The 26,657-nt window shown below is 36.9% G+C and carries 25 protein-coding genes; 3 read left to right on the top strand and 22 right to left on the bottom strand.

The window, feature by feature from the left end; all coding sequences use genetic code 11:
* Positions 1-11: 11 nt before the first annotated feature.
* The 13 genes from nifJ to QBE53_03980 form a co-directional block, all read right to left on the bottom strand.
* A complete protein-coding gene (gene nifJ / locus QBE53_04040) occupies positions 12-3,554 on the bottom strand; it encodes a pyruvate:ferredoxin (flavodoxin) oxidoreductase (GenBank protein ID WZL82280.1) in 3,543 nt (1,180 codons plus the stop codon).
* A gap of 126 nt (positions 3,555-3,680) precedes the next feature.
* On the bottom strand, positions 3,681-4,634 hold the full coding sequence (locus QBE53_04035) for an inorganic phosphate transporter (GenBank protein WZL82279.1): 954 nt from the start codon (positions 4,632-4,634) through the stop codon (positions 3,681-3,683).
* The gene (locus tag QBE53_04030; protein ID WZL82278.1) at positions 4,634-5,293 is read right to left on the bottom strand and encodes a DUF47 family protein; all 660 of its coding nucleotides are present in this window, start codon (positions 5,291-5,293) and stop codon (positions 4,634-4,636) included. Before QBE53_04030 ends, QBE53_04035 begins: the two co-directional genes overlap by 1 nt.
* A gap of 70 nt (positions 5,294-5,363) precedes the next feature.
* Positions 5,364-6,065 (bottom strand): Crp/Fnr family transcriptional regulator, encoded by a 702-nt coding sequence (locus QBE53_04025; protein ID WZL82277.1) that lies wholly within the window; start codon positions 6,063-6,065, stop codon positions 5,364-5,366.
* A gap of 15 nt (positions 6,066-6,080) precedes the next feature.
* Entirely contained in the window at positions 6,081-7,955 is a 1,875-nt protein-coding gene (locus tag QBE53_04020) for a GAF domain-containing protein (protein WZL82276.1), read from the bottom strand.
* Between the two features lie 8 nt (positions 7,956-7,963).
* Complete coding sequence (locus QBE53_04015) at positions 7,964-8,779, bottom strand: SH3 domain-containing protein (protein WZL82275.1); 816 nt, start codon at positions 8,777-8,779, stop codon at positions 7,964-7,966.
* Positions 8,776-9,576 (bottom strand): ABC transporter permease, encoded by an 801-nt coding sequence (locus QBE53_04010; protein ID WZL82274.1) that lies wholly within the window; start codon positions 9,574-9,576, stop codon positions 8,776-8,778. Before QBE53_04010 ends, QBE53_04015 begins: the two co-directional genes overlap by 4 nt.
* Entirely contained in the window at positions 9,576-10,205 is a 630-nt protein-coding gene (locus QBE53_04005; GenBank protein WZL82273.1) for an ATP-binding cassette domain-containing protein, read from the bottom strand. The genes QBE53_04010 and QBE53_04005 overlap by 1 nt, the downstream gene beginning before the upstream one ends.
* Positions 10,206-10,221: 16 nt before the next feature.
* Positions 10,222-10,755 (bottom strand): DUF5698 domain-containing protein, encoded by a 534-nt coding sequence (locus tag QBE53_04000; protein ID WZL82272.1) that lies wholly within the window; start codon positions 10,753-10,755, stop codon positions 10,222-10,224.
* The gene (locus QBE53_03995; protein ID WZL82271.1) at positions 10,752-11,159 is read right to left on the bottom strand and encodes a DUF3783 domain-containing protein; all 408 of its coding nucleotides are present in this window, start codon (positions 11,157-11,159) and stop codon (positions 10,752-10,754) included. Before QBE53_03995 ends, QBE53_04000 begins: the two co-directional genes overlap by 4 nt.
* 13 nt (positions 11,160-11,172) lie before the next feature.
* The gene (locus tag QBE53_03990; GenBank protein WZL82270.1) at positions 11,173-11,898 is read right to left on the bottom strand and encodes an ATP-binding cassette domain-containing protein; all 726 of its coding nucleotides are present in this window, start codon (positions 11,896-11,898) and stop codon (positions 11,173-11,175) included.
* A 21-nt stretch (positions 11,899-11,919) separates the two neighbouring features.
* Positions 11,920-12,672, bottom strand: a complete 753-nt coding sequence (locus tag QBE53_03985; protein WZL82269.1) for an amino acid ABC transporter permease — start codon at positions 12,670-12,672, stop codon at positions 11,920-11,922.
* 30 nt (positions 12,673-12,702) lie between these two features.
* Complete coding sequence (locus QBE53_03980) at positions 12,703-13,524, bottom strand: transporter substrate-binding domain-containing protein (protein WZL82268.1); 822 nt, start codon at positions 13,522-13,524, stop codon at positions 12,703-12,705.
* 210 nt (positions 13,525-13,734) lie between these two features.
* On the opposite strand from QBE53_03980, the gene QBE53_03975 reads away from it, so the two are divergent.
* Genes QBE53_03975 through QBE53_03965 form a run of 3 tightly spaced genes read left to right on the top strand, consistent with a single transcriptional unit; the run spans position 13,735 to position 16,956 of the window.
* The gene (locus QBE53_03975; protein ID WZL82267.1) at positions 13,735-14,913 is read left to right on the top strand and encodes a glycosyltransferase family 4 protein; all 1,179 of its coding nucleotides are present in this window, start codon (positions 13,735-13,737) and stop codon (positions 14,911-14,913) included.
* 8 nt (positions 14,914-14,921) lie between these two features.
* Positions 14,922-15,953: a glycosyltransferase gene (locus QBE53_03970; GenBank protein WZL82266.1), complete on the top strand. Its 1,032-nt coding sequence runs from the start codon at positions 14,922-14,924 to the stop codon at positions 15,951-15,953.
* A complete protein-coding gene (locus QBE53_03965; protein ID WZL82265.1) occupies positions 15,934-16,956 on the top strand; it encodes a lysylphosphatidylglycerol synthase transmembrane domain-containing protein in 1,023 nt (340 codons plus the stop codon). The genes QBE53_03970 and QBE53_03965 overlap by 20 nt, the downstream gene beginning before the upstream one ends.
* 8 nt (positions 16,957-16,964) lie before the next feature.
* On the opposite strand, the gene QBE53_03960 is transcribed toward QBE53_03965, so the two are convergent.
* From QBE53_03960 to QBE53_03920, 9 genes are all read right to left on the bottom strand, one after another.
* The gene (locus QBE53_03960) at positions 16,965-18,314 is read right to left on the bottom strand and encodes a citrate/2-methylcitrate synthase (protein WZL82264.1); all 1,350 of its coding nucleotides are present in this window, start codon (positions 18,312-18,314) and stop codon (positions 16,965-16,967) included.
* Positions 18,315-18,435: 121 nt separating this feature from the next.
* A complete protein-coding gene (locus QBE53_03955) occupies positions 18,436-19,572 on the bottom strand; it encodes an HD domain-containing phosphohydrolase (protein WZL82263.1) in 1,137 nt (378 codons plus the stop codon).
* A 20-nt stretch (positions 19,573-19,592) separates the two neighbouring features.
* A complete protein-coding gene (locus QBE53_03950; protein WZL82262.1) occupies positions 19,593-20,282 on the bottom strand; it encodes a response regulator transcription factor in 690 nt (229 codons plus the stop codon).
* Positions 20,275-21,444, bottom strand: a complete 1,170-nt coding sequence (locus QBE53_03945) for a HAMP domain-containing sensor histidine kinase (protein WZL82261.1) — start codon at positions 21,442-21,444, stop codon at positions 20,275-20,277. Before QBE53_03945 ends, QBE53_03950 begins: the two co-directional genes overlap by 8 nt.
* A 171-nt stretch (positions 21,445-21,615) precedes the next feature.
* Positions 21,616-23,385 carry a methyl-accepting chemotaxis protein gene (locus QBE53_03940; protein ID WZL82260.1) on the bottom strand — a complete coding sequence of 590 codons (1,770 nt, stop codon included), beginning with the start codon at positions 23,383-23,385 and terminating at the stop codon, positions 21,616-21,618.
* Between the two features lie 177 nt (positions 23,386-23,562).
* Positions 23,563-23,715 (bottom strand): DUF3787 domain-containing protein, encoded by a 153-nt coding sequence (locus QBE53_03935; protein ID WZL82259.1) that lies wholly within the window; start codon positions 23,713-23,715, stop codon positions 23,563-23,565.
* A gap of 104 nt (positions 23,716-23,819) precedes the next feature.
* Positions 23,820-24,902, bottom strand: coding sequence for an aspartate-semialdehyde dehydrogenase (gene asd / locus QBE53_03930; protein WZL82258.1), 1,083 nt, complete (start codon positions 24,900-24,902; stop codon positions 23,820-23,822).
* 95 nt (positions 24,903-24,997) lie between these two features.
* Positions 24,998-26,065 (bottom strand): branched-chain amino acid aminotransferase, encoded by a 1,068-nt coding sequence (locus QBE53_03925; GenBank protein ID WZL82257.1) that lies wholly within the window; start codon positions 26,063-26,065, stop codon positions 24,998-25,000.
* A 23-nt stretch (positions 26,066-26,088) separates the two neighbouring features.
* Positions 26,089-26,553: a chemotaxis protein CheX gene (locus QBE53_03920; GenBank protein WZL82256.1), complete on the bottom strand. Its 465-nt coding sequence runs from the start codon at positions 26,551-26,553 to the stop codon at positions 26,089-26,091.
* Positions 26,554-26,657: the final 104 nt, after the last annotated feature.

Genomic DNA, 26,657 nt, shown 5'->3' with positions numbered 1-26,657 from the left:
ATGTCTTTTGATTATACAGTATAATCCATGTTCGCCATTCTCACATAGCTATCATAACGCTCTTTTGCGTTTTGTTCAGCTTGCTTGAACATATCTTCAGCGATTTCTGGGAATTGATTCATTAATGAAGTGTAACGTACTTCACCTTGTAAGAATTCTTGGAAATCAGCTGTAGGCTCTTTTGAATCAAGAACAAATGGATTCTTACCATCTTCAGCAAGTAATGGATTAAATCTCCATAAGTGCCAGTATCCAGCTTCAACTGCTTTTTTCATTCTTTCTTGTGATTTACCCATACCTACTTTAATTCCATGGTTGATACATGGAGCATAAACGATAAGTAGTGATGGTCCATCATAACTTTCAGCTTCTTGTAAAGCTTTCATAAATTGGTTTTGGTTAGCACCCATAGCACATTGAGCAACATATACATAGCCATATGTTGTTGCAATCATACCAAGGTCTTTTTTCTTAACTTTTTTACCTGAAGCAGCAAATTTAGCAACTGCAGCTGTTGGTGTTGCTTTTGAAGATTGTCCACCTGTATTTGAGTATACTTCTGTATCAAATACAAGAACGTTAACGTTTTCACCACTTGCAAGAACGTGGTCAAGACCGCCGTAACCGATGTCATACGCCCATCCGTCACCACCAACAATCCATACGGATTTTTTAACAAGGTAATCTTTGTTTGTTTCAATATCAGCAAGAAGTTGGTTTGCTTCTGCGCTTCCAAGATCTGTTCCAAACAATGCTTCTACTTTCTTCGTAGCAGCTTTTGATTGGTCTGCATCATTCATGCCGTCAATCCACTCTTGAAGTGTTGCTTTAACGTCATCACTTACATCAAGAGCTAGGATACCTTGCATTTGAACAAGAAGTTGGTTACGAACTTGTTTAACACCCATAGCCATACCATATCCATACTCAGCGTTATCTTCAAATAATGAGTTCGCCCAAGCTGGACCTTTGCCTTCTGCATTGGTTGTATAAACTGTTGAAGGTGCAGAACCACCCCAAATTGAAGAACATCCAGTTGCGTTGGCAACCAACATACGGTCTCCGTATAATTGTGTAATATCTTTTAGGTATGGAGTCTCTCCACAACCTGCACAAGCTCCTGAGAACTCCATTAATGGTTGTGCAAACTGACTTCCTTTTACTGTACCTGTACTTACATATGTATCTTTGTAAGATACATTTTCAGATACATAATCCCAGTTTTCGATTTCTTTTTCTTGTGTTTCGATTGGCTTCATAACAAGTGCTTTGTTCTTTGCAGGACAAATATCAGCACAGTTTCCACAACCTTGACAGTCAAGAACGTCTACTTGCATTACATACTCAAGTCCATCGAATCCTTTTCCTTTTGGTCCAACAGTGATAAGACCTTCAGGTGCATTTGCTTTTTCATCACCATCTAATAAGAATGGACGAATAGATGCATGTGGACATACGAATGAACATTGGTTACATTGGATACAGTTTTCTGGCATCCACTCAGGAACGTTAACAGCAATACCACGTTTTTCATATGCTGCAGTACCTTGTGGGAATGTACCGTCTTCTGCGCCAACAAATGCAGAAACAGGAAGATCATCACCTTTTTGTGCATTTACAGGACGAAGAATGTTTTTAACGAATTCTGGTACATTAGCATCTGCTTCGATTGTATCTTCAGCATTTGCCCAGTCAGCTGGAACTTCTACTTTGATTAATGCATCTTGACCTGCGTCAATTGCATCATAGTTTAACTTAACAATCTTTTCACCTTTTTTGCCATATGCTTTTTCAGCATATTCTTTCATGAACTTCACAGCATCTTCTGCTGGAATTACATTCGCTAACTTGAAGAATGCAGATTGCATAATTGTGTTGATACGATTTCCTAAGCCAATTTTTTGTGCTAAGTCAACAGCATCGATAATATATAGGTTAACGTCTTTTTCAGCGATTTCGCGCTTTAATTCACCTGGAAGGTGCTCGTTAAGCTCTTCAGCAGTCCATTGTGTATTAAGTACAAATGTACCACCTTGAACTAAACCTTTTAACAAGTCATATTTATCCACATAGGATTGATTATGACATGCTACAAAGTCAACTTCATCAAGTAAGTATGTTGATTGGATTCTCTCTTTACCAAAACGTAAGTGAGAAACAGTAATACCACCGGATTTTTTAGAGTCATAGCTGAAGTAACCTTGAGCATATAAGTCTGTTTTATCTCCAATGATTTTGATTGTGTTCTTGTTCGCTCCAACAGTACCGTCAGATCCAAGACCCCAGAACTTACAACGACGTGTTCCTTCTTTTTCAGTTACAATTCTTTCATCTTCAACTAATGAAAGGTTTGTAACGTCATCATTAATACCTAATGTGAAGTTATTCTTAGGCGCAGCTGCATCTAAGTTTTTGTATACTGCAAGTATTTGTGAAGGAGTTGTGTCTTTTGATCCAAGACCATAGCGTCCACCAACAACAACAGGTGTTCTGTCTGAGTTGTAGAATACTGAACGAACGTCTAAGTATAATGGTTCTCCAGTTGCACCTGGCTCTTTTGTACGGTCAAGCACAGCAATTTTTTCTACAGTTTTTGGTAAAGCTTCTAAGAAATGCTTTGTTGAGAAAGGACGGTATAAACGTACTTTAAGTACTCCGACTTTTTCGCCTTTGTTCATTAAGTATTCAACTGTCTCTTCAATTGTATCTGTTACTGATCCCATTGCAATAATCACTTTTGTAGCATCAGCAGCACCTACGTAATCAAATAAGTTGTACTCACGACCAACGACTTTACTGATTTTCTTCATGTAATCTTCAACAATTGCTGGAACTGCTTCGTAGAAATTGTTTGATGATTCTTTTGCTTGGAAGAAAATATCAGGGTTTTGAGCTGTACCACGAGTAACAGGACGCTCAGGATTAAGTCCGTTATTTCTAAATGCTCTTACAGCATCCATATCTACAAGTTGTTTGAAGTCATCATAATCGATCATTTCAATTTTTTGTACTTCATGAGATGTTCTAAATCCATCAAAGAAATGTACAAAAGGTACACGTGACTTAATCGTTGCAAGGTGAGCTACACCACCTAAGTCCATAACTTCTTGAACACTACCAGATGCTAACATAGCAAAACCAGTTTGTCTTGCAGCCATTACGTCAGAATGGTCACCAAAAATTGATAATGCATGACCTGCAAGTGCACGAGCACTAACATGGAATACACATGGTAATAATTCACCAGCGATTTTGTACATGTTAGGAATCATCAAAAGTAATCCTTGAGAAGCTGTATACGTTGTTGTTAATGCTCCTGCTTGAAGAGAACCGTGAACAGCACCTGATGCTCCACCTTCAGATTGTAATTCTGTTACACTAACTTCTTGTCCGAAAATGTTTTTTTGACCATGGGCAGCCCACTCGTCAACATTCTCAGCCATTGGAGAAGATGGAGTAATAGGATAGATAGCTGCTACGTCTGTAAATGCATAAGATACATATGCAGCGGCTTGGTTACCGTCCATCGTCTTCATAACTTTTTTGTTAGACATTATTATACCTCCTTGAAATTTAAAAAAATATGTTTTTGGGTCAACTGCTAAGCAGTCTACCATATATATAAACTCTACGCTTAAACAAGGTCTTTAAGCATAAAGTCATTATATCAGTTTCATGTTTTAAAGTAAACTATAGAACACTCCAAGAACAAAATAACTGAGCACGCTAGAAATTCCAGGCGTCATCAACCATCCTATCAAAATACGTCTTAATAATCTAAAGTTGATGATTCGATAATCTTTTATTAATCCAATCCCTATAAGCGCACCGACAACAGCTTGACTTGTCGAAACCGGTATCCCGATGCGTGCATACAAATAAACGGTAATACCCGAAGCAATAACCACTAAAAATCCTGTCACATTTGACAAAGGAACAATCCCATTGCCTACAGTTTTCATCACCGGCTTTGAATAGGTTAATACACCTATTGCAATGGCTAAGCCCCCTAAAAGTCCTGCATATGTTCGAAAAGCTTCGCTTGACACTGACGAAACAACGCCAAATACATTCGCTACATTGTTTGCTCCCAAACTATACGCTCCAAAAATCCCTGCAAATATATATCCAAACCAAATAAATGACTGAAAAAAACGAAATTTGGTCAAGCGTTCTTCAAAATACTTTTTTACAATGCCATACAAAAGCATGGCAAAAACCATTCCGCCAATCGGCGTAAAAATCCAAGCCCCTACAAACGCTTTAGTCTGATCAAACGCTCCTTGACCCATGAGCAATCCATGCCCCATGATAGCTCCAATAACCGCCTGGCTCGTGGATACCGGCAATCGAAGCTTCGTCATTAAAAGCACCGTTATCCCTGCAGCAAACATGACTATTGCCGCAACATACATTGTAGAGATTCCATTTACCCTTGAAAATGCACTGACTTTTTCAATGCCGTTATTGCCTTCTAACACTGCACCTAATGTTACAAATATCGCAGTCAAAACAATTGCAAGGCGGTAAGAAACAACACGACTATAAACAGCCGTACCAAAAATATTGGCTGAATCGTTCGCTCCTAAACCCCAGCCAAGAAAAACACCGGATAATAATGATAAAATACTCATTAAATCCTCCTAGCCGCTAAAATAATCTCAACTTCATCGGATAAGTCCTCAATATTGTCTGAGACTTTTGCTACTAGATTGATTAAGGCTTTTAATTGATTTTTATAGGCTAGTTCTACGGATGATAGTTCAAAAATCTGTCGGATGACTGCATTTTCTATTGCATCAACTTGTGACTCAAGCTTTTCTATGTGCGCCAAGTCGGATAAGACATCCTCCAAATTATAGTCCGATACAATTTTATGCATCAAATCAATGTATATATTTAATTGTTGATGTGTGATTGTGTTGATTTCTATAATATATTGAATCAACCATTTAGGTAGCTGTATTTGTTCATAGACCATCATCTGCACAATATCTTCCGCCAAATCAGCCACATAGTCAAGGCCTTCAATTAATCGCATTGTTGACTTTCGATTATCTACAAGAAACCCACCATTTAAAAGATAGCGAATCACTTCATGGCGAACTTGGTCTGCCTGATTTTCAAGCTGACTTATTCCTTCTACCATTGCTGACAACGCTTTATGTGTGTCGTGTTGTGACGTCTCTTGAATCTGTTCAAGACACATTTGATATGTTTCAAAACACTTTAAAACAAGGCTTGAATGCAGTTCTAACTGTTCAATTATCTTATTTGCTTTGGAAAAAAACACAACTTCACCACCAATCACTCTCTATTATATCATTTATGTTTATTGTATACAAGGTGCATTAAAAACTTTTTTAGTTAAGATAGCTTGCATATTTTCCAATCGTATTAATATCCAATAATCGAAACGTATTTTGATAATAATCCAACAGACCTTCCTCTTTCATCCGAGATAATTCTCTTGACATTGAAGGTCTGGACACATTCAAAAATTCTGCCAACTCATTACGATTAAACCGTATGTCAAACGTTTGTTTTTGTTGACGCTGATGCTCTTCCATCAAAAATTTCGCTAATTTTCCCCGCATACTTTTAATCGATAGGTAACTTACTTTACGGTTTAATGCCAAGGCCTTGTCTGAAATCAGATGCAACAGATTGATTGTAAGTTGACGATGACCTTGACACATATGGCTACATTGACTAACAATAACTTCCGGCTTAATAAAAAGCACATTGGTCTCTGTATTAGCCATAACCGTTGCCGGCCATTGGTTGATAGACGAAAAAGCTACCATCTCACCGAAGATGCTGCCCACTCCAAGAATGCTCATCATAATCCGTTCACCAGCCTCATTCGTTTTTGTCACTTTTACCTCCCCTTCAAGCACAACCCCAATTCCGGTAAAAGGATGCCCTTCTAGAGTGATCAAATCATTGGCTTGATAGCGCTGTCTTGAAGGCTGCAAACAATTCAATACATATTCCAGTTCTTTGATATCAATATTTGCAAATAAGGGTATCTCCAAAAAATTTTCAATATATTTTCGTTCCAAAAAAACCCCTTCTCTCTACTTTTTATCTGAAAAAACCGTTTTTTCAACCTGGCTCAAAACCTTCTCAAGCCCTTGTCCATCTTCAACCAGTAAAACCTCATATACATAGTCTTGTTCCAAAGAGCTACAAAGCTGTTCGCGCATATGGTCGGTATATACTAAAATAGCCAAAGTATTTTTATCAAGCCAAAAACAATACTTGTTTTGCTCCTTAATATGGCTTATATCTTTGCGAGAAAATAGGGACTTATCTTTTGCGGATGCAATAATAACATAAAACGCCTCCGTACTATATTGCATATTATCAATAAGTTCAGCAACCATGTTCTTAAAGTCCTTGGCTTCATCCCGAAGAAAATGTGCTTTGACGTTCTCAACTTCATTAAGCTGCTTAATCATAGGTGCAATATGGTTTGAAATCGTTTCAAGTGTCAATAGATTTTCTTGGGAAAACATCACCCCATTTTCTATTGAAAACAAGCATACGACACCAATTAACTCCGGTACAATATAGTCAATATGCATCGGTACAATGATGGCTCCTTGAACAATATCATATAATTCATCTGTATAGATTTGTGCAAAAGCATCGGCAACATCATCCGCTGAATATTTTATAACCACTCGCCCATTTTGCAAAGCTTCCATATCCTGATTCAAGAAAAACGTTGTTTCATCCGTATGAAATCCCACGCTGTTACGAATAGAAAACGCATTACTCTCTGGATTATACAGCGCTAGACAGCTCGTCTTATATCCAAAAGCCACCTTTAATGTCTCTAATGCAAGTTCACCTAATGCATCAATATCTTGCGCAAGATTCAAATTTTTAACTAGCGTGTTCATCACTTGTAATCGCGTAATTTTTTCATCTAAGGATTGTCGATGTGCTTTAAGTGTCTCTACATTCCTCGCATTGATAACTGCTATATATGTTGCCGAGGCTAAACTTTCAATCAATTCAAAAATTTCCCGGTCATACTCCGTATTATTGATTTTCTTACTTAATGTTACAAATCCAAGTAAATATCCATCATTCACTAGATTGATAATGTACTTGGGTTCATGCGTATCGAGGGCATGAATGGAAGATGAAAAATACCGTTTAAACAGCTGTTGATCCTCTAAATCTTCATAATCAATGACCATTTTTCCCTGTAGATTCTTCACCTCTTTGCTTTGGATGCTTGATGGCCTAAAACTGACTTTATTATATACATCAATCATTCCCATACATTCATAGCGCTGTCCAATCGTATCATAAATATAAATCGATGTAATTCGACTTTGAGTCAGCTCCGAAAACACACTATTGGTCATTTGTACAACCCTGCGTACATTCAACTCGCTTAGCAGCGCTTTTGACGCTTGATTAATCGCAAAAAGATTAAATACTTTGGCATCAAGTTTTTTCTTCACCTGTTCTAATGCATTATAGGAATCATAATGGGACAGTGATAGACTAAAAAGATTCATAAGGGCATTGGCAATAATCAAATCCGCATCCAATACACGTTCTTTATTAAACACCACAAACCCAAGTAAGCTCTTGTCCATAATAAGAGGAATAGCATACTTAGGTTTTTCTTCTAAAAACAACTCTGTAGGGATATAGTCTCCTAAACGTTCTTCATCCACCAACCCTGCATGAAAGTAAACCAGTTCATCGTGATGCGCCTGTTTAGGAAAAGAAATGTGCGGATTGTAACCCTCTGTATTTTTTACGACTTTATACGTACCTTGACTTTCAACAATAAGCACACATGACGAAGGATGTATCAACTCCATCGAAAAATCATAGATATACTCTAACATGTTTTCTAGCGAAAAACGCTGCGAAAAAAATTCAATCGCATTCACGAGTTTTATATATTGGTCGGTCTGCTGCATAGAGCCCCCTATTCTATCGTTACCGATACAAGTGCCGCTTGATTATACGCATCAGCAACGCCATAGCTAATCGTATAGTCTTTAATTTTCACTGTGGCAAACCCTTGTGTTCCGACTTCACCAAACTTATTTGCCACTTGATTATAATCACTAAAGATAAACCATACATCATCAATATCATTTGACATTCGAGGCAGCAATACACTCGAAGCTTCATCTGGAACAAAACGAACAACCGTGCCAAACGATAATCTTGACGTCTCATGGTAAAAAGTTCCTGTCAATTCAACTTCTCCATTAAACACAATTTTACTCAAATCATCGATTTGACTAATCTCTTTAACCAACATTCCAACAATTTGATCTCCCACTTTTATATCATTAGGTTTAAATGGATTATCAATATATTTTGGTATTGGCATGACTTCAATATCTACTATTTCTGTTGTATCTTCTTCTACACGAATCGTAATCTCTGTTTGTGCACAAAACCATCCTGCCACATACCCTTCTTTATTGGGCTCATATTCGATCAAATACCATATACGTTTTTGGGAATCTTCTTTTTGGTCTATAACCTGAAATTTATCATTTTCATAAACGGCTCCAACTTGCGAACTTTCTACGTCGGCATCACTTCGAACATTTAAGCGTTGTGCTTCAACGTTAATATAACTTGCGGATACTGTTCTTGGCTCGAAAACAGGTTCAACTACGGTTTCTTGCTGGGCCTCTTCATCTTTTTCATCTTTGATTTCAACGGATTCCAAGGTACATCCTGCAAGAAGTACCATAAGCCCCATAACGATTATCACTTTTTTCACGATTGTACCTCCTCTTTTAAAAATTGTTTTTTTAATTGACACTTGCTGTTAAACATATTCTTTGCCGACAAAATAATGGCTAAATATATATTAAAATATTTTGTAATAAAAATAGCTACCATAATGGCGATTTGATATCGGATTGCTTCAATGGGTATGGTTCCTCCAAGAATTTGACCCGTCATCATCCCCGGCAAAGAAACTAAACCAATCGTTGCAATCGATGCAATTGTCGGATTAATCGACACTAAAACCGCTTCCTTAAAATAGGGCTTTAATGCTTCAAACTTTGTCGCACCCAGCATGAGGTCATATTGATAGACATCTTCATTTTTTATTAATCCATTGTAAAATGTCGACAGCCCTATAATATTGCCACTAAGACCGTTACCTAATAACATGCCACCAATCGTAATAATGTACTTGGCGTCAAAGATTTGATTAATCTGTATAACAACACCATTAAAAAAAAGCAACATAAATATATTCGGTATAAATAATGACACCAAAACCGGAACAAAAGATATCGAGCGTTTAATTGGAATAGAACCCCCAATAGAGATTGTTGCCACTACCATCATAACAACAATATAGGCAATATTCAACCCAATATTATTTAGGTCAAAAATGTATTGTAAATATATACCAACAATAGATAGTTGAATGACCATGCGCATAATTGCAATAACTATTTTTTTTGTTTGAACTATGCCAATCGTTCGATTAATCATAAAAATTGGGACAACCAAAATAATGAGAAAGGCTAAATTCAATACTTCAATGGATGCAACCCCCATTATTTCCACGCCACCTTTCTAAACGTTGCTTGTTCTTCCCAAATTTGATCATGGCTAATCGCCAAAACCGTTTCAGGGCACTTCATAAAGAATTCTACTGTCTTTTTCTTTAATTGTTTATCCAAGCCCGACGTCACTTCATCGAGTAGGAATATCGGGCGTTTTAACATAATCGCCAATATGATTCCCAACCGCTGACGTTCTCCACCGGACAGTTCTTCTGTATTTTTATAGATATAGTGCGGGTCGAACTCAAAGTACTCCATCAGCTCTTGATCTAACAGATATTCTCCTGAAAAATCCAGTGTATTGTGGCGATAATTCCCCATCGCAAGCAAATAGTCTTTTACTTTTCCCTTACGTAAGGTCACATCTTGATTAACATAGGCAAATTGATTGCGCACTTCTCTAAAGTCTTTACCTTCAATGGCATGCCCTTGTACAAATATTTTTCCGCCTTGATACTCAATAAATCCTAGCAATGCCTTAATTAAGCTAGATTTACCTGTACCTGATTTTCCGGTGATCAATATTTTTTCTCCACTTTTTACCTTGAGGTCAAAAGCTTCAACAACAATTCTCTCACCAAACTGAATTTTTAGATCTTCAAACTGTATATCATACGTCATTCAACTACTCCTTTGTTTATTTTTTGAGGAGTCCATAGCCTCCATAGACGGGCTTAACATCATTCACTGTAATGACTGCATTATATTCCAATGCTTTAATAACTTCGATGGCCTCTGCCGATCGCTTACGTTTAATATGCATAACCAAGACCGATCGCGAGTGGTTCATACCTTGACCCACAAGTTCTGTCACCGCAAATCCTTTTGAACGCAAGGCTTTAGCCAGTGTTTTCCCTGAAGTTTCTTTAACAATAACTTCAATTCGAACGCTTCCAAATCCGAGTTTTTGTTCAAAAAACGAACCTGAAAACGTTCCAATAGCAAACCCTAATGCATACACTACTAATTTAAAAGGATCTTCCGTTAAATTATCTAAAACTTTGGACACAAGCAATGCCCAAATAACAACTTCAATAAGTCCAATCATGGCTCCTTTTATTCGTTCTCCTTTGGTAACAAGAACGATTCGTATCGTTGCCATCGTTACTTCAATAATCTTAACTACAAAAATCAGTAAATACACATAAATAGGTTCACTCAATATATTCATGACTTCAACGCCTCTTTTTCCCGTTTTAATTCTTCAACCAAATCAGCAAAACGCCATTTGATGCTTGTTGGCGTTACCATAGCTACAATGGGTCTAGCAGGTGCCTCTTTAAATAGTTTTGTAATAAAGGCATTAATTTCATATTGGCTTGTGCTGTTAAACACAATCACCTGGTCCTCATGAGCCATAAGCTTATGCTCACAAGTCTCTTCTTCTACTGCTATAATTTCTTCTATATGCTGCTCTGCTTTTGATTGATCGATATAAATCAATTCATCAATTCCTGCATGTTCACGAATTGTATCTAACGCCTCCACACCTTGTTGGTCATAACCATAGACGAGTATCGCATTACGTCCTTGAGGGCGTTTTCGGTCTTCTAAATCCATTTTACTAAATGACATATGTATAACCTCCTTAATGAAATGTGAGTACCTTATCTAAAAAAACTTTAAGTTCTTGAGACTGGGGCTTTTCTAGAATATTAGCATTGCCATGCTCAATAATATGTCCCTCTTCCATATAGATAATATAATCGGCTATTTCTTTAGCAAATCCAATCTCATGGGTAACTAAAATCACATCTTTATTGTCTTGAACCAACGTCTCTATCGACTGTAAAACTTCATATGTAAGTACCGGGTCCAGACTTGATGTCGGTTCATCTAATAAGATAACTTCTGGTTGTATAGCCAGTGCTCTAACAATAGATACACGTTGGGATTGTCCCCCGCTGATTTGATGCGGATGCTTATCCTTATGATCAATCAAACCAAATCTATCCAATAGAACTTCGACTTCTTTTTTTGCTTCTGAAGGTTTGCGGCGATGGACTTTTTCCATCACCAGACAAATGTTGTCAATGACCGATAAATGATTAAACAAATTATGGTCTTGAAATACAAAACCAATATGTTTACGATATTCTTCTAAATTCACCGTACCAATTGACTGATTATTTAATTCTATATTGCCACCTTCAAAGGTTTCTAGTCCAGCAATCAAACGTAGCAGTGTCGACTTTCCACTGCCTGAAGGTCCAATGAGTGCAAGCACCTTTATATCGTCCATGGATAATTCAAGGTTATCCAAGATTTTTACATTATCATAAAACTTATTCACATGATCGAGTTTTAATTTCATGCTTTCACCAATACCTCTCTGCTATTTAATAATTCGCACGTGAAGTCTTTCCTCCAATTTACGTACAAAAACAATTAACGGCACCGTTATAATCCAATACCCTATGGATACAACAATAAATCCTTCTGCAAAACGGAATGTGTTTGACTGAACCACATTTATTTCATTGAAGAATTCATTTAATGCCATGTATGACAATAACGCACTCCCTTTTATCGTTAGCGCAAATTGTCCTGCAAGTGGAGGCAATATACTCTTAAGTACTTGTGGAAAAATGACATAACGATAAGTTTGGACTTTTGTAAACCCAAACATTTTCGCTGTCTGCCACTGATTAATATGAATAGATTCAATGGCCCCTTTATAAATATCTGAAATATATGCTCCGATATATAATCCTAATGTTACAACGCCTACAAACAATTTTGAATCAATCGAAAACGCATTGCCAATATAATAATAAGATACAATGGCAATCACAAGTAAAGGCGTTCCAAAGATAATGGTCTTATGAATAACAGCTACATATTTTATAGCTAAGATATTCGACTCATTCATAAAATATAAAATCAATCCAACCATTAACGATAAGAGTACGCCCAGCACGCTAACTTCAATGGTACGAAGCCACCCGCTAAATATTACTTTTCTATAAGTATAGTAAGGGGCAAAGTCAAGGCTCCCCCCTATTGTTTGTGTTGTCACAAAGTAAAACAATCCTAAATACAGACATAAAGCTATCATGAAGTTTACTGTTTTATTGTTTTTTATCATGCAGTCCTTCTTTCATGGAGTTTTATTGAATTAGAAGAAAAAGTCCAATCCATATTCTTCAAATTCTGCAATTTCTTCTTGCAAATAGTCTTGACGTATCTTTTCATATGTTCCATCAACCTTAGCTTCTTCTAAAAATGCATTGATTTTATTCTTAAGTTCATCTTCGCCTTTTCGCATTGCAATTCCCCATCCTTTGGTATTTGGAAGTGGTTCTAAAATTGCCTTAGTTGTATCCGGATAATTTTGATTATGTCGGATAATGGATAATGGATCATAAATAAACGCATCGGCTTTTCCTTGAGCCACTTCTAATACTGCCGTTGCTTCCTCTTCAATATTTACAAGGGTAGCATCTGCCGCATTCATTTTAGCCCAAATTTCTGCTACTGTACCTGATTTTACAGCGATTTTTACTTCTGCATCATTTAAGTCCTCTGGACCGTTAACTTTTGAATCTACATGCGCCAAAATCATTAAAGGCGCCGATGTGTATTCATCAGAAAAATCAACACGTTCCAGACGCTCTGGTGTAATTGTCATTGAAGAAATAATAATATCAACACTTCCTGTCTCCAATGCAGGAATTAAACTTGCATATCGTGTGTCTACAATTTCAATGTCTTTACCTAAATATTCTCCTAATGCATATGCCAACTGAACAGATACGCCATCTGCTTCTCCTTCAGCATTTTTTGTCTCAAAAGGTGGGTATTGAAGTTCCATACCTACTTTAATTACATCTTTTTCCATGGTTGACTCTTTTTCACCATATGCATCTTTTGTTGCATCCGATCCACAGCCAACCAATAATATCACACTTAATAATAAAACACTTATTTTCTTTATCATAACGCATTCTCCTCCTAAATATTACGTACGTATACTGACAAGTTTCTCTTTATTTATAACTCTTTTAATTATACCGAAATAAAAAATTTAGTCAACATTATGAAAGTTCTTACGTTAATTTTTCTTAATTCTAAGGATTTTTTAATGTTTATCCGTTAATATATGTTTAATAGATAAATTAAAAAAGTATTAAAGGAGTGAGTATTTATTATGAAAATTGGACTGTTTACCGATTGTTATCTACCACAAATCAATGGTGTTGTAACTTCCGTCCTAATGTTAGAAGAAGAGTTAACACGATTAGGACATGATGTCACAATTATCACCGTTGAAGTTCCCGGTCACATAGATGAACGCACTAATGTTATTCGCATCAAATCCATCCCTTTTCACCGATGGAAAGAATTTCGCGTGGCCATTCCCATTAGCGCGCACAAAGTATCCAAAATTAAACAAATGGATTTTGACATTATTCATACCCACACCGAGTTTAGTATTGGATTATTAGGACGACACATTGCAAAAATTCTTGATATACCCAATCTTCACACCTACCACACAATGTATGAAGATTATACCCACTATGTTAACCGCTTAAAGTATGGACACGGCATGATAAAAAAATTCATCAAAACCGGCAGCAAATTCTATGTCCGCACATATGATGGCGTCATTGCCCCTTCCAATAAGACACGTAACGCTCTTATTCATTATGGTGTACGTAACGCTATCTTCGTTATGCCTACCGGAATTGATTTGAGCCAATTTGTTCCTATAAGTCAAGATGCCCCTGAACTGGAGGTTTTGCGTCAAAAGTACGGATTGACTCAAGAGCATAACCTGCTATTAACCGTCGGACGGTTAAGCGAAGAAAAAAGTCACGACATGCTTATTCGTCAACTTCCAGAGCTTGTTGCACAAGATTCTTCAATCCGCGTTATGTTTGTAGGCGATGGTCCGGATCGCGCAAAACTGGAAAAACTTTGCCAAAAGCTTCACGTAAGCGATCATGTTATTTTTACCGGAAAAGTTCCGTTTAATCAAATACATCTATATTATAATTTAGCAACTCTATTTGTCAGTTGCTCCAAGACGGAAACTCAGGGGCTGACGATTATTGAAGCGATGGCCTGCAATATTCCGGTTATAGTATATGATGATACACATGTCAAAGATATTGTATACCACAAAAAAACCGGCTATGTGTTTACGACTGAAAAACAATTGTTAGAAAATATTCAGCATGCCTTGTCAAATCCGGTTATCCGTAACCTTATGACACACAATGCACAAATCATCGTTCAGTCGATTTCAAAGGAAAACTACGGAAAAAACATCGAAAAAATATATGCATCTATTATCAAGCAACCTAGATTAACCGCTATATAGGAGGACTTATGAACATATTACTATATTCTGAAGGCTTACATTTCATCAAACACTCTGGAGTGGGTCGCGCCATTTTGCATCAAAAAAAAGCCTTAGATTTAAACGATATAAGCCATACATCAAAACTTAGTGATTTGGATAATTGTGATGTCGTACATATCAATACGATCGGAATCCAAAGCTATCTTCTTGCAAAGTACGCAAAGTATAAAGGAAAAAAGGTTGTCATTCACGGGCACAGCACAGAGGAAGATTTTAAGAATTCTTTTATTCTTTCTAACCGTATCGCGCCCTTATTTAAGCATGTCCTTCGCAAAATGTATAATACCGGAGATGTTATCATTACACCAACCCCTTATTCAAAGAAGCTATTGCAAAGTTACCATTTAGAACCGCCAATTGTAAATATTTCTAACGGTATCGATTTGACCCATTTTAGCCGTCGTCAATTTCAGCATCAATCCTATAGTTTTAGAAAAACTTATGGGTTTTCAGAGGATGAAAAACTTATTCTCTCCGTTGGATTGCAGATTAAGCGAAAAGGTATTCTCGATTTTATTGCTCTAGCTCGCCAGATGCCTGATTACACCTTCGTCTGGTGTGGTACTACTCCAAAAGCACTCATGACCAAAGCTGTTAAACAGGCGATAAAATCCGCACCTACAAATGTACGCTTTTTAGGCTATGTTGAGAATATGCTTGCAGCTTATTGTGAAGCTGATGTGTTCTTAATGCTTAGTTATGAAGAGACTGAAGGAATTGTAATGCTAGAATCTTTAGCCTGTGAGTTACCCATCATTGTGCGAGATATTCCGGTATATTCTGACTGGCTCCAGGATGGACTGCATTGTAAAAAAGCAACTTCGATACCACAGTTTAAGCAATCGCTTCGTTCCTATTTTGACGGTACTTTACCTATTGATCTAGGCGCCGCCTATTGTGTTGCCAAACAGCGCTCTCTTAAGACCATAGGTCGTACTCTTTCTGATACATATTCTGATATTTTATATGAGGTAAGCTATGAAACACGTACTGAATAAAAAAAGAATAATCCCCGTAGTAAGTTTTGCCATACTTTCCGCAATTATTCTTCTAAAAAACGAGCATACACGTATCCTTTCCCAATTACACTCTGTAAACCTGGGATGGATTGGTGTTGCTTTTTTCTTAATTCTTTTATATTGGGCATTTGAGGCCAAGTCTTTGCATTTATTTATAAAAGCTTATGATGCTGATTATGCCTACAAAAAAGTTTTTAAATTGGTGCTTTCTACTCAGTTTTTTAATGGGATCACCCCTTTTTCTACTGGCGGTCAACCTTTTCAAATATATGCCTTAAGCAAAGAGCCCAAATTCAACGTAAGCTACAGTACCAGTCTATCCACCCATAACTTTATTGTTTATCAAATCGCTCTCGTTCTTCTTGGGTTTTTCACTTTGATTTTTGGTCACTTTAGCTATGCAAGAGTATCAATGACAAATTCTGCCGGGATGTTTACCATCGTTGGGTTTATTCTTAATTTTATAATTATTATCGCGTTGTGTACCATCGCCCTATCCTCAACCGCTTCCCAGTGTCTCATGAATTTTGTCCTTGCACTGATTAAACCTTTTTCAAACGAAGAGAAGCACAAAAAACGACATAAAAAATGGAAATCGCATATTGCTGATTTCCACAATGAAATACATTACTTATTAAAAAACAAACGTCTATTTATTTTTACTATCTTGCTAAACATGATGAAACTCATATGCTTTTACACTATTGCCTACTTTATTCTACTTTCGCTTGGAATTTATCCCTCCAGCTTTTTTAGAATTATTCTTGCAAGCTCTTATGTAATGCTCATTACATCCATCGTTCCTTTACCTGGTGCTTCCGGTGGTGCAGAAGGCGGCTTCTTTTTAATCTTTGGCACCTTCTTAGTACACCATCATATCGCATCCGTTATTCTAATATGGCGCTTTATCACTTATTACCTTGGTTTAATCATCGGTTTTATAACCTATACATTTTTCCATGGTCATAGGAACTACGCCTAATATATAATCTATCGTTCATCCAAAGGAGTATATTCTCGTCTCTTTGCGACAGATCGATATGCAGGTCGAATAATTTTACTTCCATTATTCAGTTCTTCAATCCGATGTGCACACCAGCCCACAGTTCTAGAAATGGCAAACAGCGGTGTGTACAATTCTCTCGGAATTCCCAACATTCGATATACAAACCCTGAATAAAAGTCTACATTGGCACTAACGCCTTTGTACATTTTCTTTTTCTCACTGATAATCTTGGGAGCAAGACCTTCCACTCGACTATATAGATTAAATTCATCCGTTAAGCCTTTTTCTTTTGCCAACGCTTCCACGTACTCTTTAAAAATAACCGCTCTTGGGTCAGACAAAGAATATACCGCATGTCCAATTCCATATACCAATCCCTGCTTATCAAACGCTTTCTTTTCTAATAAACGTTCAATGTAGTCTGATATCTGTGCATCATCTTCCCAATCTGCAACTTCTGTTTTAAGGTCTTCTAACATATCAGCCACCTTAATATTAGCGCCTCCATGTCTTGGTCCTTTTAATGAGCCTATCGCTGCCGCTATGGTTGAATAGGTGTCTGTTCCTGACGATGTGACTACATGGGTTGTAAAGCTCGAGTTATTACCTCCACCGTGCTCCGCATGGAGTACAAGTGCTAAGTCTAAAAGTTGTGCTTCTAGGGGTGTGTATTCATTATTATGTCTAAGCATATACAAGATATTCTCAGCCGTACTCAAATCCGTTCTCGGCGAATGAATAACCAAACTACTTTTTCCTTGATAATACTGGCATGATTGATATCCATATACAGCTAATAACGGCATTGTAGATATCAAGCGCAATGATTGCTTAATAATATTATCAATACTAATGTCATCTGGATTGTCATCAAATGTATATAATGCAAGAACACTTCGTGCCAATACATTCATCATATCTTTACTTGGCAATCCCATAATCATGTCACGAATAAAACCTTCCGGTAATATACGATATTCACCAATGACTTCAGAAAATTTATCCAACTCCGCCTTCGAAGGAAGATCTCCCATCAAAAGCAAGTATGCTGTTTCTTCAAAACCTAATCTTTGGTCCTTTCGGAATCCGTTAACCAAATCATCAATATCAATTCCACGATAAATCAACTGTCCCGGTTGGGGCACAGTTTCACCTTCATCAATAATGTACGAGTGAACTTCACCAATACGAGTTAACCCTGCAAGAACGCCCTTGCCTGATAATTCTCGCAAACCTCTTTTTACTTCATAGCGCCCATATAATCCTTGATCAATCACATCAGCTTCTTGTGCAAGCCCACTCCATTTTGCAATTAAGTCTGAATAATCTTTCATGTTCACACCTGACTTTCTCTAATTAGAGTATTAACATATCTTAACTATAATAGCATTTTTACAAGCAAAAGTCAATATTTCAGCATGTTACAGGGGTTATAAAGTTGTTTGATATTTGCAATTAAATTTCGTATATAATTTTTTTGATGGTTATATTTAGCGTATCTGCATTTATCAAGTTCAATTGTTGCAAATCTTCAACACGCTTTCCTTTTTCAATAATTTTTACAATGGGTCGCAAAGGATTATCTGCATTATATCCTGTGACCACAGCTTTTTGACTATTAGAGAGTAAAACCAATGTTCCCATAGGGAAAGGAACAATGCGTCGAACAAAAAGATTGGCAATCTCAAAATCAAAAATCCGCCCATTTCCCGCATTCCCCATAATGTATTCAATAGCTTCGTTTGGGGGAACAACTTTTCCTAGGTGTCCGGATGTCATTTTATCATATACATTGGCTACATGAATAATTCGTGCATTAATATGAATCTGCTCTTCTCGTATACCTAAAGGATATCCACTACCATCGTTACATTCATGATGTTCTAAGACACCCATTCGCGAACCAACACTTAGCATCGTATTTTCCTTTAAAAAATCATTACCCAGTTTACAGTGGCGTCGATAACTTTCTTTTTGTTCTTCTGAAAAGTCCGTTCGATAGTGAATGAGTTCTTTATCAATAAAAGCAAGTCCAATATCATGCATCATGGCACCAATTGCCAAATCTTTAAGCATCTTTTCATCCATTTTCATTGATATTCCAATCAGAATGGACAAAACAGTTACTTGAATGGAGTGCTGATATACAAATGACTGCATGTTCTTTATATCTACAAGCCCCACCATTACATCTTTGTTATGTATAATGTCACCCATCATCTCATTGATGATCTGCTCTATGCTTTGAAAATACTTTTGGTCAACCATCAGGCGAAGGCGTCGATTCATTTGCGCCTGTTCAGATTTAAGGGTTTGAATGGTTCTTTCAACTTCTTTACGAATCGCTTCAAAAACAGTTTTTATTTCTTTTACTGCCAAATGACGAAGTTCTGGTCGTATGACATCTTTAATTTCTCCAACACTATAATCGTCTGCGATATGCACCGCATATACTTGGTTCACTTTCAGTTTATCAATCAACGACTCGGTCAGCTCAATGCCATGATTTAATAAAACACGTCCTTCCTCATCGTAAATACTTTTCGCTAATAGCGATCCTTCTTTTATTGAGCCAATAGGCACTAGTCGCATACATACACCTCTTTATTTTTTTATAATCGATTAAATCGATATCCCACTCCCCAAACCGTCTCTATAATTTTCGGCCGTGTATAATCTTTTTCTATTTTCTTTCGGATTTTTTGAACATATACAGGCACGGTTCCTATATCTCCGTATTCATCCTCGCCCCATACACGTTCAAATATCGTTTGCTTACTATGCACAATATCCGGATTTTTCATGAAAAAAAGAAGAATATCAAATTCAGTGGTTGTCATAATGACTTCTTTTTTATTCACATACACACGTCGAGACTCTTCATTAATCAGAACCCCATTATACTCGATTTCTCCTTGCTTTGATTTCATATTCAGCAAGCGGTCATACCTGGAAAGTTGATTTTTCACACGTGCAACAAGCTCGTTAGGGTTGAAAGGTTTGGTCATGTAATCATCCGCCCCAAGTTCAATGCCTTTGATTTTATCCATGTCATCACTACGTGCTGAAACCACAATAAATGGGATATTTAATTTATCGCGTATCATCATTAGTATATCATATCCATTAACATTCGGCAGCATTATGTCAATAATAATCAGTTGATATTCTCCCGTCATCGCTTCTTTTAATCCTTTATGTCCATCGGTTTCAATATGGACTTCAAACCCGTTCATTTCCAAAAAGTCTTTTTCTAATGCTGCAATTTGTTGATCATCTTCAATAATCAGTATTTTATTCATCTTTATCCTCCTGTAGCTTTTGGTCCTTGAGCGTAAAGGTTATGGATGTACCTTTACCGACTTGTGATGACGCAAAAATTGTACCACCATGTGCTTGAACTAATTGTTTTGCTATAGATAATCCTAAGCCCGTACCTCCAATTTCTTTATTTCTCGAAATATCCTCTCGGAAAAACACATCAAAAATCTGCTCCAAATTCTCTTGGGAAATGCCTTGCCCATTATCCGATATGGCGACTTCAACCCCATCTGGAATTTCTGTAGCATCAATATGAATCTTCGGCGTTTCTTTATTACCATACTTAATTGCATTGGACATAATGTTTGACATGATACGATAAACCATTTTTCCATCAATTGCTAATTGCATATCTTGGGATATATGTATTTCATAAGAAACCTCAACACCATTTTCCTCAAGTTCTAATTGTTTTTCAATAATAACATCCTGTAAAAATTCACAAATCGGCATTCGCGTAAATTCATACTGCATTTGATTGATATCCAGTTTTGAGAATAAAAATAAGTCATCAATAAGTTTATTGGTATACTGCGCATTGGATTCAATAATACTTAAATATTTTTCTCTCTTTTCATCCGTCGTTGCAACGCCTGATTGAATAGCATCTACATAGCCTATAATTGATGTGATCGGTGTCTTTAAATCATGAGATATACCGGCAATTAGTTCCTTTCGGTTTTGCTCATAGCGTTCTTTTAGTTCCTCTGCTTCTTTTAGCTCAACGCTCATGCGATTAAAAGAAGCGATAAGGTCACCTACCATGTTAAACTGTTCTTCTTCAACGGTGAACCCATAATTTCCTTTTGAGATTTCTTCCACAGCAACCCTCAGTCTTTCTAATGGCTTCATCAAACGTTTACGCATATGTAAAGAAAATAACACTGTACTGACTTCTTTTAAGATAATCACAGTACTAATCGTGATTAAAATAAACGCCGGAAAATTAAGCTCAAACAGTTTCATGACCGCAAAGAAAATCGCGCCTAAAACCGCTAGAAAGAATATAGGCACCCAGCGCAATATACGTTGTAGCCTTTCAAATTCGCGCATCGCCTGATAAATTTCTTTTTCACTAGGGGGAGTATTAAAAAAACCGCTAATGCGGATTGTATGAACAACTTTGTCTTTTTTTTGTTCCATTGATTTCACATCCATCTATCGATTTGTATAAATAATATCTTATACCTATTTTACTATATTAGCACGTACAAATATACCCTTTATAAAAAAAGTATTAAAAATATATAAAAGAGGTACTCCATGGAATACCTCCTCTAGTATTGACTCTATCGTCTTATATTATAAGTCATCTTATATTGTAAATCGTTTCATAAGCTCATTGAGTCGATTAGAATTATCTGATACTTGCTTGGCTATCGCATCCAAATCTGAAATAATTTCTTTTTGCGTCATCATGCTCGCATTGATTTCTTCACTGGCCGCCGCATTTTCTTCTGTGACCGCCGATATCGATTGAATGGAATGGAGCGCCTCTTCTTTTGCACTATTGATACCTTCAAAAGAAACTTGTACTGACTTCACTTTTTCATTGGACTTCGCCGTAATCTCAGAAGTTTCTTCAAAAGTACTCTTTACATTATTCATTTTTTCAAAAGCCTTCTTAATCGAATGATTTGAATAGTCCATATTCTCTTTTGACGCCTCTACACTTTGTGTAACCAAATGAATAATGGTATTGATTTCTTTGGTCGAATTTGTTGTTTGCTCTGCCAACGAGCGAATCTCTGATGCAACAACCGCAAATCCTTTGCCTGCTTCCCCTGCTCGCGCAGCTTCGATCGAAGCATTTAGTGCCAATAGATTGGTTTGTCCTGCAATCCCTTCGATAACACTAATGATATCATTAATGCTTTTCGAATGTTCGCTTAGATTTTCAATATCATCATTGAGCTTTTGAATAACATCCAACGTTGTATTAAATTCTTCAACAAGAGAACGTACAGAATCATTTCCTGCTTCTTGACGACTAAATACTTTGTTGGATAATTCTGACACTTCCTCCGCCAGCGTGTTGCTTTGCGCAATATATGCATTCAAAGATTCTAAGCTTGTCACACTTTCCTGAGCATCCTCTGCCTGTTCTTGTGCTCCTTGGGCAAACTCATCCACCGCATTAACTACGGTTACTGAGTTTTCTTTTGTAGTTGAAGATATTTGTGCCATGTCTTTAACATAAGTATTCAAATTTGACGTAAACTGCAATATTTCCTGAACCACTCCACGCAACTTTGAATTCAACGTATCTAAGGAACCTGCCATCACACCGATTTCATCTTTACGCCGCGCCAACTTAGCTGTGTCTTGATCCATCTCAAAATTTAAATCTGAAACTTTTTGAAGATTTTTTGTCATTTTTCGTATAGGCTTTGTTATCGTGATACTAAAAATAGTCGCTCCAACAAAACCGACAACAAGCATCACTATAGCCATAACCACAACAACGCCTAAGCTGTTTCGAAGTTGTTCGCGATTATTTTGCCTTCTGACATCAATATAGGATTCAATATCATCAACATAGTTCCCTGTTCCTACGACCCAACCAAAGGGTTCAAACAGATGTGTGTATCCTCTCTTACGTTCTGCAACATCTGATCCTGCCTTCGGAAAATAATAATCTGTATATCCGCCTCCATTTTTTGCTGCTTCAATCATAAGCTGAACCATTTTTGTTCCATGGGCATCAGCTAATTCTAACCGATTGGTCCCTTCTGACTCTCCGCCTAGCAACACGATATTATTTCCCTCAAGATCATCCACCCAAAAGTATCCTTCCGGTCCATACTTCGCATTACGAATCACATCTGCAGCAATAAGTTTTCCTTCTTGTTCACTAATAACACCAGCCTCAATTTGATTAACTATACCATCAAGCTGTGTTATTAAGATTTCCACATGTTCGCTAAGCATTGCATCATATTGAGAATACATCACCGTCTCAAGTTCTGAAAGATTGTCATTCCCACTGCGCTGCAAAGCAAAAAAAGAAACGATGGCCAATACAGAAACTACACCTAAAATTAGTAAATTTGTAAATAATGTCAATTTGCCTCGAATTCCCATATACATACCTCCTTGTCTATATCTTATTATACTCTTATTTTTGACTATATGCTAGAAAAAAGAGTTTACACGTCCTTGTTCTTCGTAGTTTATTAACATATAGTATAAAAAAAAGAACTGTACATCACATGGTAATGTCAGTTCTTCATCTTATATATTTAAATATTCTTAAGCAGATTACTTTTCGTTATTGTCTACCCATTCTTTTGCATCCTCAACTGCTTCTTCATGAGGAATATGAACATGGGTCTCTTCTTCATAACGTTCTGCATCTAATACTGCCTCAGTTCTATTTGTTCCTAAGTTTTTGTCCTTACCAATGTCTTTCATAATATCACTCCTCTACATTTATTTTATAATTATATAGTCTATCTACAGTATGCACTATTTTCTAATAATTGTCAATAGCAAGTGATAATGATTGTTAATTAGCGTTAGTTATTTAAATATCCTTCTGCTTTTAATAATTCTGCAATAAGAACAGCTCCACCTGCCGCACCACGAAGGGTATTATGTGATAAACAAACAAATTTATAGTCATATTGACGATCTTCGCGTAAGCGTCCTACTGTCACACCCATTCCTCGTTCATAGTCTCTATCTAAATGCGTCTGCGGACGGTTATCTTCTGTCATATATTTTATAAATTGTTTTGGAGCCAAAGGTAACTCTAACTCTTGAGGTCGACCAGAATATGCGTTCCATTTTTCAATGATTTGTTCTTTTGTTGGCTTTTTATCAAAATTAACAAATACAGCTGCCATGTGCCCATCTAAAACAGGTACACGTATACACTGTGCTGAGATTAAAGGTTGGGTAGCATCAACAATTTTATCGTCGATTATGCTTCCCCAAATTTTTAAAGGCTCATTTTCACTTTTTTCCTCTTCGCCTCCAATAAACGGAATGATATTATCCAGCATTTCCGGCCATGTATCAAAGGTTTTTCCAGCACCACTAATTGCTTGATAAGTGCATACAGAAATATCTTTTGGTCCAAACTCTTTTAAGGCACTAAGCGCAGGTACATAGCTTTGTATTGAACAATTTGGTTTTACAGCTATAAATCCTCTTTTTGTTCCCAAACGTTTTTTTTGCGCCTCAATAATTTGAATATGTGCATTATTTACCTCTGGAATAACCATAGGCACATCTTGCGTCCCACGATGCGCTGAATTATTTGATATAACCGGCACTTCCGCTTTTGCATACGCCTCTTCCAATGCTTTAATTTCATCTTTATTCATATCCACCGCACAAAAGACAAAATCCACTTCTTCCGCAACACCTTTGATATCCGTCGCATTTTTGACAATAATTTTTCCAATATGCTCTGGTATTTCCATGGATTGACTCCATCGATTACCCACAGCTTCTTTATATGTTTTCCCAACCGAACGAGGGCTTGCTGCAATCGTTGTCACTTCAAACCATTCATGATCATGCAATAATGTAACAAAACGTTGCCCTACCATACCTGTCCCGCCAATAATTCCAACTTTTAATTTCTGACTCATAATCTACCTCTTTCCTACCTCTGTCTTCTTGGTGAAAACAATTGTTTTTCTGCTGTGGATATTCTATCATGAAACTAAAGTTGCGTCAATATTTTTTAACGGATTATATGACGAAATCCATAGTCATCTTCTAGCTCACCTAATTGTATACCTGTTACTAAATCATATAGCTTCTGAGACACCTCTCCGATAAGGTTATTGTTAAATACATATTCCCTACCTTGGTATACCAACGCACCTACCGGAGAAATAACTGCCGCAGTCCCTGTTCCAAAAGCTTCCGTTATGTGTCCTTGTTTTGCCGCATTTATAATTTCATCAATACTGATTTTTCTCTCTTCAATAGAATATCCTAGTCTCTTAGCGATTTGAATCACACTATCGCGTGTGTTCCCAGGTAAAATACTACCACTCAACTCCGGTGTAATCAATACACCCTGTTTTACAAAAAAAACATTCATTGTTCCGACTTCTTCTACATATTTATGTTCTTTACTATCTAGCCAAAGCACTTGAGAGCACCCTTGGCTTGAGGCTTTTTCCTGCGCCAACAGTCCTGCTCCGTAGTTACCGCCGGTTTTAGCAAATCCAACGCCTCCGACACTTGCCCGAACGAACTCTTCTTCGACATGAATTTTTACCGGGTTAAGCCCTTCTTTGTAATAAGCTCCTACTGGCGACAATATCACCATGTACTTATACGTTGTCGCTGGATGTACTTTTAAAGATGCATCGGTAGCAAATACAAATGGGCGTATATATAAAGCCGTTCCCGGACCATTGGGAATCCAACGTCGATCTACTTTCACTAATGCTTCAATACTATGTATAAAATCTTCGACCGGAATCTCTGGTATACATAAACGTCTGTTCGATGCATTTAGACGCTTAGCATTATACTCTGGGCGAAACAGATAGATCTCCTCATCTTTTCCTTTATAGGCTTTTAATCCTTCAAAGGTTTCCTGTCCATAGTGCAGCACCATCATTGAAGGGTCAAACGCTATCGGTCCGTAAGGTACGATTTTAGCATTGTGCCACCCTTTCTGCTTGGAATAGTCCATCATAAACATGTGGTCCGTAAAAATAGTACCAAACCCTAAATTATCCGGATTTGGTATCTCTTTTAATACTTTTGATTTATTTATTTCAATTGATATCATGTTATACCCTTTCTATAATGTTTTTATTTCTCTTTAATTGCAATATTTAGTTCAATCATTCCGTCGTCAAATTCTAATGGAATACCTATCATACGACTATCCCCAACGTTAAGTGATAAATCTCTACTGACAAATATCGTCGGCGGGGTTATATCAAGCAGTATGTCTTTTTCTGCAAAAATTGTCATTGCATTACCCATCATCATGTTCATAAGTTCTCCAAGTGCACTTTTTGCCATATCATTCAATTCTGGAACAGGCATGCCCATCATCATCTTTGAGGCTAGCCCCTTGGCAACTTCTTTTGACATCGCCAAAATGACTTGTCCATGTAACTGACCCGTGATGCCTAACAACACGACAAAAACGTCATCAGAATACTCTGTTTGAGTTACATAAGGCTTTCCAGGTTTAAGTTCTATTCCACACGTTTGATTGATAACAAATTTTGACGCTGTTATGATTGGATTCAAATGTTCCGCATTCATGGCTACACCTCTTCGTATTTGAGTTAGTATTATTTACATTATCACATATTTTTTTATTTTGTTCAACAAAAAAAATAAGGATGCTTATAAGCATCCTTATTATC

It is taken from the genome of Vallitaleaceae bacterium 9-2, assembly GCA_038396585.1.
Taxonomy (GTDB): Bacteria; Bacillota; Clostridia; order Lachnospirales; family Vallitaleaceae; genus UBA1351.
Note: the sequence above shows the minus strand (reverse complement) of the source record. Positions and strands in the feature narration are given on the sequence as shown.

Bases quoted from the DNA above. Each gene is read 5' to 3' on its own strand.
- nifJ (WZL82280.1), bottom strand. From the start codon at position 3,554: ATGTCTAACAAAAAAGTTATGAAGACGATGGACGGTAACCAAGCCGCT.
- QBE53_04035 (WZL82279.1), bottom strand. From the start codon at position 4,634: ATGAGTATTTTATCATTATTATCCGGTGTTTTTCTTGGCTGGGGTTTA.
- QBE53_04020 (WZL82276.1), bottom strand. From the start codon at position 7,955: ATGCAGCAGACCGACCAATATATAAAACTCGTGAATGCGATTGAATTT.
- QBE53_04010 (WZL82274.1), bottom strand. From the start codon at position 9,576: ATGGGGGTTGCATCCATTGAAGTATTGAATTTAGCCTTTCTCATTATT.
- QBE53_04005 (WZL82273.1), bottom strand. From the start codon at position 10,205: ATGACGTATGATATACAGTTTGAAGATCTAAAAATTCAGTTTGGTGAG.
- QBE53_04000 (WZL82272.1), bottom strand. From the start codon at position 10,755: ATGAATATATTGAGTGAACCTATTTATGTGTATTTACTGATTTTTGTA.
- QBE53_03995 (WZL82271.1), bottom strand. From the start codon at position 11,159: ATGTCATTTAGTAAAATGGATTTAGAAGACCGAAAACGCCCTCAAGGA.
- QBE53_03990 (WZL82270.1), bottom strand. From the start codon at position 11,898: ATGAAATTAAAACTCGATCATGTGAATAAGTTTTATGATAATGTAAAA.
- QBE53_03985 (WZL82269.1), bottom strand. From the start codon at position 12,672: ATGATAAAAAACAATAAAACAGTAAACTTCATGATAGCTTTATGTCTG.
- QBE53_03980 (WZL82268.1), bottom strand. From the start codon at position 13,524: ATGATAAAGAAAATAAGTGTTTTATTATTAAGTGTGATATTATTGGTT.
- QBE53_03975 (WZL82267.1), top strand. From the start codon at position 13,735: ATGAAAATTGGACTGTTTACCGATTGTTATCTACCACAAATCAATGGT.
- QBE53_03970 (WZL82266.1), top strand. From the start codon at position 14,922: ATGAACATATTACTATATTCTGAAGGCTTACATTTCATCAAACACTCT.
- QBE53_03965 (WZL82265.1), top strand. From the start codon at position 15,934: ATGAAACACGTACTGAATAAAAAAAGAATAATCCCCGTAGTAAGTTTT.
- QBE53_03960 (WZL82264.1), bottom strand. From the start codon at position 18,314: ATGAAAGATTATTCAGACTTAATTGCAAAATGGAGTGGGCTTGCACAA.
- QBE53_03955 (WZL82263.1), bottom strand. From the start codon at position 19,572: ATGCGACTAGTGCCTATTGGCTCAATAAAAGAAGGATCGCTATTAGCG.
- QBE53_03950 (WZL82262.1), bottom strand. From the start codon at position 20,282: ATGAATAAAATACTGATTATTGAAGATGATCAACAAATTGCAGCATTA.
- QBE53_03945 (WZL82261.1), bottom strand. From the start codon at position 21,444: ATGGAACAAAAAAAAGACAAAGTTGTTCATACAATCCGCATTAGCGGT.
- QBE53_03940 (WZL82260.1), bottom strand. From the start codon at position 23,385: ATGGGAATTCGAGGCAAATTGACATTATTTACAAATTTACTAATTTTA.
- QBE53_03935 (WZL82259.1), bottom strand. From the start codon at position 23,715: ATGAAAGACATTGGTAAGGACAAAAACTTAGGAACAAATAGAACTGAG.
- asd (WZL82258.1), bottom strand. From the start codon at position 24,902: ATGAGTCAGAAATTAAAAGTTGGAATTATTGGCGGGACAGGTATGGTA.
- QBE53_03925 (WZL82257.1), bottom strand. From the start codon at position 26,065: ATGATATCAATTGAAATAAATAAATCAAAAGTATTAAAAGAGATACCA.
- QBE53_03920 (WZL82256.1), bottom strand. From the start codon at position 26,553: ATGAATGCGGAACATTTGAATCCAATCATAACAGCGTCAAAATTTGTT.